This is a genomic window from Nocardiopsis protaetiae (assembly GCF_045446735.1).
GTDB classification, from domain to species: domain Bacteria; phylum Actinomycetota; class Actinomycetes; order Streptosporangiales; family Streptosporangiaceae; genus Nocardiopsis; species Nocardiopsis protaetiae.
Genome location: NZ_JBJJBV010000266.1, coordinates 1 through 9,115 on the forward strand (window position 1 = coordinate 1; position 9,115 = coordinate 9,115).

Annotated in this window: 6 protein-coding genes and 1 pseudogene; 1 reads left to right on the top strand and 6 read right to left on the bottom strand. The window is 70.4% G+C overall.

Features of this window, described 5'->3' with window-relative positions:
* The 3 genes and pseudogenes from ACJOT3_RS28530 to ACJOT3_RS28540 all read right to left on the bottom strand — a co-directional run.
* Window positions 1-985: pseudogene (locus tag ACJOT3_RS28530) on the bottom strand (hypothetical protein); the annotation flags it as partial.
* A gap of 104 nt (window positions 986-1,089) precedes the next feature.
* Window positions 1,090-1,359 (bottom strand): 30S ribosomal protein S20, encoded by a 270-nt coding sequence (gene rpsT / locus ACJOT3_RS28535; protein ID WP_406976218.1) that lies wholly within the window; start codon window positions 1,357-1,359, stop codon window positions 1,090-1,092.
* A gap of 182 nt (window positions 1,360-1,541) precedes the next feature.
* On the bottom strand, window positions 1,542-2,450 hold the full coding sequence (locus tag ACJOT3_RS28540) for a hypothetical protein (RefSeq protein ID WP_406976219.1): 909 nt from the start codon (window positions 2,448-2,450) through the stop codon (window positions 1,542-1,544).
* Window positions 2,451-2,648: 198 nt separating this feature from the next.
* On the opposite strand from ACJOT3_RS28540, the gene lepA reads away from it, so the two are divergent.
* Window positions 2,649-4,487, top strand: a complete 1,839-nt coding sequence (gene lepA, locus ACJOT3_RS28545) for a translation elongation factor 4 (RefSeq protein WP_406976220.1) — start codon at window positions 2,649-2,651, stop codon at window positions 4,485-4,487.
* 384 nt (window positions 4,488-4,871) lie between these two features.
* Here lepA and ACJOT3_RS28550 read toward each other — a convergent pair whose 3' ends face one another.
* From ACJOT3_RS28550 to ACJOT3_RS28560, 3 genes are read right to left on the bottom strand one after another with little or no spacing between them, the layout of a single operon-like run.
* Window positions 4,872-5,771, bottom strand: coding sequence for a sugar ABC transporter permease (locus ACJOT3_RS28550; RefSeq protein ID WP_406976221.1), 900 nt, complete (start codon window positions 5,769-5,771; stop codon window positions 4,872-4,874).
* Entirely contained in the window at window positions 5,768-7,381 is a 1,614-nt protein-coding gene (locus ACJOT3_RS28555) for an ABC transporter permease subunit (RefSeq protein ID WP_406976222.1), read from the bottom strand. Before ACJOT3_RS28555 ends, ACJOT3_RS28550 begins: the two co-directional genes overlap by 4 nt.
* Window positions 7,382-7,383: 2 nt before the next feature.
* A complete protein-coding gene (locus ACJOT3_RS28560; RefSeq protein ID WP_406976223.1) occupies window positions 7,384-8,625 on the bottom strand; it encodes a sugar ABC transporter substrate-binding protein in 1,242 nt (413 codons plus the stop codon).
* Window positions 8,626-9,115: the final 490 nt, after the last annotated feature.

Here is a 9,115-nt window from a genome sequence, read left to right on the forward strand (position 1 = left end):
CGCCGCCAGTGGCCGGTTCGCCTGTGCCGCTGCTCCGGTTCGCTGTGGGTTGCTCTGCCCACGGTTGGGCGGTGGCCGCTGTGGCGGGGTGGTCGGTGGCGCGGCCCTGGTGGGGGCGCCCGCCCCGGGGCCGGGCGGGGGTGGGCGCCGTCCCGCCGCCAGTGGCCGGTTCGCCTGTGCCGCTGCTCCAGTCCGCGATGGGACGTTCGATCCGAGGCTGGTCGGCGTCGGCCGTGGCCGGGTGAGCGGTCGCGTGTCCCGGGGATCGGTCGGCGGTGTACGCCGTTTCGTTGTCCGGGCCGGGCTTGCGCGCGCCGCTGTTCCAGCCCGCGGTGGGGTGCTCGCCTCGCGGTCGGCCGCTGCTCGCAGTCGCGCCGGTACCCGTCGGCGTTCCGTGTGCCGCTGCGTCGGTCGGGCCGCCGCGGCTGCGGCCTACGTCATGGGCATGTTCGGCCCGGGTGGGCGCCGTCTTGCCGCCGGTGGCCGGTTCGTGTGCGCTGTTGCTTCGGGCCGGGGTGGGGTGTTCGGCCCGCGGCCGGGCATCGGCCGGGGGCGGGTGATCGGTGGCGCGGCCTGCGCCGTGGGCCCGCTTGACGACCGCTTCACCGGCGTAGGGGTGCGGGTTCCACGGGTGGGCGGCGGTGTGCGCCGTCTCGCCGTTGGAGGTCGGGCCGCTCACGCCGGCGGGCCGGGGATGGAGGCGCTGGGTGGTGCCGTCGGTGGGGAGGCGGGCGCCGGTCCACGGGGGCGGGTCGCGCGGGGGCGGGGTCCGGACGGTGCGGGTGGCGTCCGGGTCCGGGGGCGCCGGGGCGCGGTCGCCGGGGTCGCGTTCGGGCCAGGCGTCCACCGAGTACGGGGCGCTCGGGATGCCCGCGGCGGGCTCGGGGGCCGGGCGGGGGATGCGGGCGCGCAGCCGGCGTGCGGCCGGGGAGGCGTCCAGGCCCAGGGCTCGGAGTCGTTCCTGCTGGTCGTGTCGAGGGGTCATGAGCCCAAACTAGGGAGCTCGGTGACGGTGCGCCAGCGGGAGGTCGCGGCCTGTGGATAACTCGAAGGCCCGGTCCACGGGGACCGGGCCTTCGGGATGAGGCTTTAGGCGCTCTGCAGGTCGTGCAGGCGCTTGGCGATCGCGCTCTTGCGGTTCGCGGCCTGGTTCTTGTGGATGACGCCCTTGCTCACGGCCTTGTCCAGGGCGCGGGAGGCGGAGCGCTGGGCCACGGTGGCCTGCTCGACGTTCCCGGTCTCGGCAGCCTCACGGAACCGGCGGACGGCCGTTTTCAGCGAAGAGCGCACCGCCTGGTTGCGGACACGGGCCTTCTCGTTCTGCCGAATGCGCTTCTTCTGCGACTTGATGTTCGCCATGCGAAAACGTGCTCCAGTTGTTCTGTGCTTGTGCGTCGGTCGGTCCGCGGGCTCTGCTCACGGGCAGCCGTTCCGTGAGCGGCCGACACGGGCGTCGACGCCGGGTGTGTGGTTCCACAGGGCTTGAAAGAACGTGGAAGTCCGAGACACGGACTTCCAGTATGCCGTATGGCGCTCACTGCTCAGCCCAGCCACCCGGCGGTATAGAGCGGCAGGTCCGCCGGATCGGACAGGCTCACCCCCAGGCGCATCTGTTCGGGCGCCTCGGCCTCGGTCATGCCCAGCCGGATCCCCGCCAGTACCGTCGCGGCCTGTTCGCCGGAGGGCACCCCGAACCGGATCGTCATGTCGTCGCGGGTGCGCAGAGCGGCGACCGATTCGGTCACCTGCCGCACCGTGAACCCGCCGTCCATGGCGTCCGCGGGCATCCCCGGGTCCGTCCCCGGCAGCACCACCTCGTCGGCGTGCCGCGCCACCCGCGCCAGGTACCCCTTGGACCAGTACTTCTCCTCGCCGTTCATCACGAACGACGGGATGCGCCCGCCCGGGGCCAGTTCCACGTGGTGCGCCAGCACCGACAGGACGGCGTCCTCGGGCAGCTCTTCATGTACCAGGTCCATGAGCTCCGGCACCGACGGGTCGTTGACGCGCACCGGCCGGATCTCCAGATGCACCCCCGCGTAGCCTTCGGCGGCCCCGGCCACCGAAGGGGCGAGCCGTTCGCGGGCCTCCCTGTCGAACCGGGTCTCCAGCAGCGACGAACCCTCGGTGGCGTGCCGCAGCCAGGCCAGCGCCCGCACGTCCGGGTACCCCTCGACCAGGGGCCGCAGGTCGTCGGTGGCGGAAACACCGCCCTCGGCGTCGATCTCCCCGGCGAACAGGTACACGGTGTCCACCGCCCCGGTGTCCAGCAGCGCCCGGAGGGCGTCGGCGTCGTCGGCGGAGTCCACCCACACGGCGTCGGTCCCCTGGGAGACCGCCCACGCCGCGGGCTTCCCCGAATACTGGGCGGCCAGCAGCACCCCGATGCCCACCAGGACGACGGCCACCGCCGCCGCACCCGCCAGCAGCCGGGTCAGAAACCACTTCACCGCCGCCACCCCCACCGTTCGTGCGCCCCGAGCGGCTCGGAGGTCGCATAATCTGGACATCGGACAGACCCGCGTGCGCGACCATACTGTCGCACCGTCCGCCGCCCGCCCAAGGGGAGGGCGCGCCCTCCCTCATGGGATGATGGACGATGGCCCCGCGGGCCGCACACCCCGAATCCCTTAGTCGAACGGAGCACGGTGGCACAGCCGAACCGGACCGATCCCGCGCTGATCCGCAACTTCTGCATCATCGCGCACATCGACCATGGCAAGTCGACGCTGGCCGACCGGATGCTCCAGATCACCGGTGTCGTCGAGGACCGTCAGATGCGGGCCCAGTACCTGGACCGCATGGACATCGAGCGCGAGCGCGGCATCACCATCAAGTCGCAGGCCGTGCGCATCCCGTTCACGGCGCTGGACGACCAGACCTACACCCTGGACCTCATCGACACACCCGGGCACGTCGACTTCACCTACGAGGTCTCCCGCTCGCTGGCGGCCTGCGAGGGCGCGGTCCTGCTGGTGGACGCCGCCCAGGGCATCGAGGCCCAGACCCTGGCCAACCTGTACATGGCGCTGGAGAACGATCTGACGATCATCCCGGTGCTCAACAAGATCGACCTGCCGGCCGCCCAGCCGGAGAAGTACGCCGAGGAGCTGGCCGGGATCATCGGCTGCGAGCCCTCCGACGTGCTCAAGGTCAGCGCCAAGACCGGCGAGGGCGTCGAGGAGCTGCTCAACGAGATCGTCCGGCAGATCCCGCCGCCGATCGGCGACGCCGACGCCCCGGCCCGCGCGATGATCTTCGACTCGGTCTACGACACCTACCGCGGCGTGGTCACCTACGTCCGTGTGGTGGACGGCCACCTCAGCCCGCGCGAGCGCATCCAGATGATGTCCACCCGGGCCTCCCACGAGATCCTGGAGATCGGCGTCAGCTCGCCCGAGCCCACCAAGTGCGCCGGCCTGGGCGTGGGCGAGGTCGGCTACATCATCACCGGTGTCAAGGACGTGCGCCAGTCCAAGGTCGGTGACACCATCACCGCCCTGAACCGGCCCGCCACCGACATGCTGTCGGGCTACCAGGACCCCAAGCCCATGGTGTTCTCGGGCCTGTACCCGATCGAGGGCACCGACTACCCGGTGCTGCGCGACGCCCTGGAGAAGCTCCAGCTCAACGACGCCGCCCTGGTGTTCGAACCGGAGACCTCGGCGGCGCTGGGCTTCGGCTTCCGCTGCGGTTTCCTGGGCCTGCTGCACCTGGAGATCACCCGCGCCCGGCTGGAGCGCGAGTTCAACCTCGACCTCATCTCCACCGCGCCCAACGTGGTCTACCGGGTGGAGATGGAGGACGGCACCGAGCACGTGGTGACCAACCCGAGCGAGTTCCCGGCGGGCAAGATCGCCGCGATCTACGAGCCGATGGTCAAGGCCACGGTGCTCAGCCCCTCGGACTACATCGGCCAGATCATGGAGCTGTGCCAGGAGCGGCGCGGCGACATGCAGGGCATGGACTACCTGTCCGAGGACCGCGTCGAGATGCGCTACACCCTGCCGATGGCGGAGATCGTCTTCGACTTCTTCGACCACCTCAAGTCCCGCACCAAGGGCTACGCCTCCCTGGACTACGAGCCCACCGGCGAGCAGCAGGCCGACCTGGTCAAGGTCGACATCCTGTTGCAGGGCGAGGCCGTGGACGCCTTCTCGGCGATCGTCCACAAGGACAAGGCGTACACCTACGGCGTGGAGATGACCAAGAAGCTGCGCGAGCTCATCCCGCGGCAGCAGTTCGAGGTGCCGATCCAGGCCGCCGTCGGCGCCCGGGTCATCGCCCGTGAGAACATCCGCGCCATCCGCAAGGACGTGCTCGCCAAGTGCTACGGCGGTGACATCAGCCGTAAGCGCAAGCTGCTGGAGAAGCAGAAGGAGGGCAAGAAGCGGATGAAGATGGTGGGCCGGGTCGAGGTGCCCCAGGAGGCCTTCATCTCCGCGCTGTCCACGGACACCACCGGCGAGGACAAGAAGAAGAAGTAGTCCCGCCCGCCGCACGCGCCACCAGGGGCGCCCCCGCCAGGGGGCGCCCCTTCGGCGTTCAAGGAGCCTCCCTGAGCGGGCCACGGCCCTCGGGCCGCGCGCCCTTTCGAGGGTGTCGGCGGGCGGCTCGGAGCGGACACGGGGACACCTCGCCCGGGGGACTCACGTGTGCCGGTGCCAAGGACACCGGCAGGGCCGCCGCGGACGGGAACGGACGGGAATGGGGCGGGGTGCCCTACTCGGGGCGCTCGCGTGTGCCGGGCCCAGGGACGTCGGCACCGCCCCGCGGCGGCCACCGGCCCCGGACCGGCACGGACGCGGGCGGGAACGCCGAGGGGCGCCTCCCCGGCGGGAGGCGCCCCTCGTGGGTGCGCCGCGGGCGGCTCAGCCCTTGACCGCGCCCGCGGTCAGCCCCTCGGTGATGTACCTCTGGAGGAACCAGAACACGATCAGCGTCGGCAGGGACAGCATGATCGCCCCCACCGAGAACATCCCGAAGTTCGCGTTGCGCTGCGACTCCACCAGCTGGTACAGCCCCAGCCCCAGCGTCTTGGCGCCGGTGTCGCGCAGGAACACGCTCGCCATCAGGAACTCGTTGATGGTCGAGATGAACACCAGCAGCCCCACGATCGCCAGCACCGGCGTCACCAGCGGCAGCATGATCCGGAAGAACACCTGCGCGTGCGTGGCCCCGTCGATCTGGGCGGACTCGTCCAGCTCCGTGGGCACCGTGTCGAAGAAGCCCTTCATCAGCCACGTGTTGATGCTCAGCGCCCCGCCCAGGTACACCAGCAGCAGCCCCCACCGGGTGTCGAACCCGACCTCGGGCCGGTACTCGCCGATGGTGCTGAACATCAGGTAGATGGCGACGATCGCCAGGAACTGCGGGAACATCTGGATGATCAGCAGCCCGATCATCCCCACCCGCCGCCCCTTGAACCGCATCCGGCTGAACGCGTACGCGGCCAGCGCCGACAGGAACACCGTCGCCGCGGCGTTGGTCACCGCGAAGAACAGCGAGTTGGCGTACCAGGTGGTGAACGGCGTGTTCCGGAACAGGTCCACGGCGTTGTCGAACCCGGCCCCGGTGGGCCACAGCCGCGCACTGCTGAGCGTGCCGACGGGGTTGACCGCCGCCGACACCACGAACAGCACGGGGAACAGCGCGAACGCCGCGACCACGATCATCACGACGTGCCGCCAGCCGAACCGCACCGCCCACTGCGCGAGCGCGGTGCCCGGGCCGCGCCGGTACCCCCGGCCCGTCTGCGTCGTCGCGGTCATCGGTCCACCTCCTTCAGGGCCCTGCTGCGGCTGAGGCTGATCACCGACATCACCGAGACGATCACGAAGATCATCACGGACAGCGCCGCCGCGTACCCGTACTCGGCGGTGGCCTGGGTGAACGCCATCCGGAACGTGTACGTGATGAGCAGGTCGGTGGCCCCGGCCGTCGGGTCGCCGGGCGGGAACGGCCCGCCCTTGGTGATCAGCCACACCGCGTTGAAGTTGTTGAAGTTGAACGCGAACGTGGCGATGAGGATCGGCGTCATCGCGACCATGAGCATCGGCAGGGTCACGTGCCGGAACGCCTGCCAGGCCCCGGCCCCGTCGATCCGCGCCGCCTGGGTCAGCTCCCGCGGGATGGCCTGGAGGGCGCCGGTGGCGACCAGGAACATGTACGGGTAGCCGAGCCACACGTTGGCCAGGATCACCGCGAACCGCGCCGTCCAGGCGTCGCCCAGCCAGTCGACGCTGGTTCCCAGCAGCTGGTTGAACAGGCCGAAGTCGGTGTTGAACATGTCCCGCCACAGCAGGTACATGGCCAGCGAGCTCATGGCGTACGGCAGGACCACCAGGATCCGGTACGCCTTCTTGCCGCGCAGCTCGGGCACGTGCAGGGTGAGGGCGATGGCCAGGCCGACGACGAACACCAGGCCGGTGACGGCGAACGCGAAGCCGATGTTCCACACCAGGATGGAGAAGAACGAGGTGGCGAAGGTGGGGTTGAACAGGAACCGGGCGAAGTTGTCGAAGCCGACGTTGACCTGCCAGCCCTGGGGGAGCCGTTGCCCGTCCTCGTTGTAGAACGCGCCCCGCTCGTCGTCGGCGGTGTAGACGACGCCGGTCGAGGTGTCGGTGACGCAGTCGCAGTCGGCGTCGTAGACCCGGGTGGCCTGTCCCTCGTAGGCGGTGGAGAGGCTGTTGGCCCGGATACCGGTGCCGTCGCCCACGGGGACGGCGAACTCCTCCAGCTCCCGGCTGCGCGCGTTGATCTGCGCGGGGGTCAGGACGGTGTGGCCGAACGCCTCGGTGACCCGCCCGGAGGCGGGGTCGACGGTGGCGCCGTCCAGGGGCCGCAGCCCCTCGATGTCGCCGGCGTAGGCGTTGCCCTCGGGGTCGGTGAGGAGGAAGACCAGTTCGCCGGTCTCGGGGTCGCCGGTGGTCGCGACGGTGAGGCCGAACTCGCGGCCCTGTTCGGCGCGGGTCACCGAGTACGCCTCGATGGCGGCGATGGCCTGTTCCTTGTCGCCGCGGTGGCCGTCGCTGAAGTTCGTGACCGAGGTGCTCATGGTGTAGAGCACCGGCAGGATCTGGAACGCGATCAGGAACAGCACACCGGGGAGCAGGTACTTGAACGGCACCGTCCTCTTGGACAGGTACACCCAGTAGACGAGGACGAGCACGGCCGCGACGACGGCGATGCCCCCCCAGTTGCCGCCGACGTACAGCGGCAGGGCGGCCCAGACGCCCAGGGCGGTGAACAGGCCGAGCAGGGCGATCTTGGCGACCTGGCCCCACAGGGAGCCGGAGCCGGCGAAGCCGCCGCCGGGCAGTGACGTGCGGGCGGGCGCCCCCGTGCCGGGGGCGCCCGCGCTGCTGCGGGAGGACACTCCTAGCCGCCGATCTTCTCGGCGATCGTGTCGTGAGTGCTCTCCATGGTCTCGCGGACGTCGGCACCGCCGATGATCGCGGCCTCGGCCTTGCCGAGGGGCTCCCAGGTCTCGCCCATCTCGGGGATGGACGGCATGGGCATGCCGTCGGCGCCGGCCTCGGCGATGGCGGCGATGTTGGCGTCGTCGGCGGAGACCTCTTCCAGGGCCTCCAGCTGGACCGGGGTGCGCGGGTCGGACTCGTAGAGGCTGAGGATGAACCCGGGGTCGGTCACGTGGTTGGCCAGGAACTCCTGGGCCAGGGCGCTGTTGGCGCTGCCCTCGGTGACGAAGAAGGCCTGGTAGCCGATGTAGGGGCGGGCCGGGCCCTCACCCTCGAAGCCCGGGATGGGGCTGATGCCGTACTCGACGTCGGAGGCGTCGGCGTCGCCGATGTTCCAGGGGCCGGCGATGAAGAACGGGGCCTCGCCGTCGAAGAAGAGGGCGGCGTCGTTCTGGGTGTCGATGGAGCGGCGCAGCACGCCCTGGCCGGACTCGCCGTACTCGGCGATCTTCTCCATGGCGGCGATGGACTCGTCGGTGTTCAGGCCCAGGTCGGTGGGGTCCCAGGTGCCCTGGTCGTCCTGGCCGAAGAGGTAACCGCCGGCGGAGGTGAACAGGGCGTTCATCCGGTAGGGGTCGCCCTCCTGGCCGACGGCCATGGACAGGACCTCGCTGGTCTCGCCGCTCTCCTTGAGGGAAGTGCCGACCTCGACGAGCTCCTCGAAGGTCTCCGGGGCGTCCGGGACCAGCGCGGTGTTGCGCATGAGGAAGATGTTCTCCTGCGAGTACGGCACGCCGAAGAGCTGGCCGTCGAAGGTGAGGGCTTCCACGGAGGTCTCGTCGAGCGTCTCGGCGCGGTGCTCGGGCAGCTCGACGGGCTGCACGGCGCCGTTGCGGACCAGGTTGCCGGTCCAGTCGTGGGCGCCGATGAAGATGTCGGGGGCGTTGCCGGCCTGGTGGGCGTTGAGCAGGTCGCCCTGGATGTCGCCGAAGGCGAGCTGCTGCACGTCGACCTTGACGCCGTTGGTGTCGGCGAAGTTCTGGGCGGCGGCCTCGATGGCGGCGGCGCGCTCGGGGTCGGACCAGATGACGAGGGTGGTGTCGGTGGCGTCCTGGGCGTCGTCGCCGCCGCCTCCACAAGCGGTCGCCATCAGGGCGGTCGCGGCGAGGGCCGCGATCGCCGGTGCGGTGCGCAATCTCATGGTGTCTTCCTTCCGGGAGGACGGGCTGAGGAGGTCGTGCGTGCGGTCCGCCGGGGGTTCCGCTTCCTGCCGCCGCCGTGCGTGGTGTTGTGACGTTAGCAATAACTTGCAAGCATTGAAAGACTTTGCAGGCCTGCGGGATAAAGATGTGGAAACACCATGGAAACGATGGTGTGACCCGAACCTTTCCGTCGCGTTGGTGTCACTCTGGGCTGATCGTATCTGTGATCGTGCACCATTTGGTCACACCATTGCCACCCTACCTGCAAGAAGGCCGCGCAACCCGGCCGGTCTTGCGGTAACCGGTACGGACCGGCGGCCCGCGGGCCCCGGATACGAGGGCCGGATGCGGCGGCGGCCGGGCGCCACGAGGACGCCCGGCCGCCGGTGCACTCCATGAACGGAGCAGTCCTGCCGCGAGCGGAGCAGTGCTGCCGCGAACGGATCAGGCGCGCAGCCACACCGCGGTCTCACCCGGCAGGGACAGCAC